The organism is Micromonospora sp. NPDC093243, from assembly GCF_044753725.1.
GTDB lineage: Bacteria > Actinomycetota > Actinomycetes > Mycobacteriales > Micromonosporaceae > Micromonospora.
Genome location: NZ_JBIVNT010000010.1, coordinates 264,705 through 265,274, shown reverse-complemented (window position 1 = coordinate 265,274; position 570 = coordinate 264,705). Strand labels below are relative to the sequence as shown.

The following is a 570-nucleotide window of genomic DNA, read 5'->3' as shown; positions in this document are numbered from 1 at the left end:
GCCCGGTCACATTCCGAACCCGGAAGCTAAGCCCTCCAGCGCCGATGGTACTGCACTCGGGAGGGTGTGGGAGAGTAGGACGCCGCCGGACAATCTTCCAGTCGAGGGCCGCCCCATCCGGGTCGGCCCTCGACTGCGTAGCGCCACAGCTGGCGCAATCAGGAAGGATGTACCCCGTGAGTTCAGGACCGCAGGGCGACGACCGCCCCCGTCGTAACGAGGACCGCACCGACGGGCCGGGTGGGCGAGACCGAGCCCCGCGGCGGGACGACCGCGACCGGCCGCCGTACCGAGGCGGCCAGGACAACCGCGGCGGTGCGCGCGGGTACTCCGGAGACCGTGACGGCTCCCGAGGCGGCGACCGCCGCGAGGGCGGCTTCCGCGGCGGCGACCGCCGCGAGGGCGGCTACCAGGGCGGCGACCGCCGCGAGGGCGGATTCCGCGGCGGCGACCGTGAGGGTGGCTACCGGTCGGGCCCGTCGCGCGAGGGCGGCTTCCGTGGCGGTGACCGTCGTGAAGGTGGCTTCCGCGGCGGTGACCGTCGCGAGGGCGGTTTCCGTGGTGGCGACC

General features: G+C 74.6%; 1 protein-coding gene and 1 rRNA gene. One reads left to right on the top strand and one right to left on the bottom strand.

Features of this window, described 5'->3' with window-relative positions:
- Positions 1-91: ribosomal RNA gene (rrf, locus tag ACIP9D_RS29625) — 5S ribosomal RNA — on the top strand; the annotation flags it as partial.
- Positions 92-182: 91 nt separating this feature from the next.
- Here the strand turns inward: rrf and ACIP9D_RS29620 are convergent.
- Positions 183-570, bottom strand: a 388-nt coding sequence (locus tag ACIP9D_RS29620) for a hypothetical protein (protein WP_400451303.1), incomplete at its 5' end; no start/stop codon positions are given.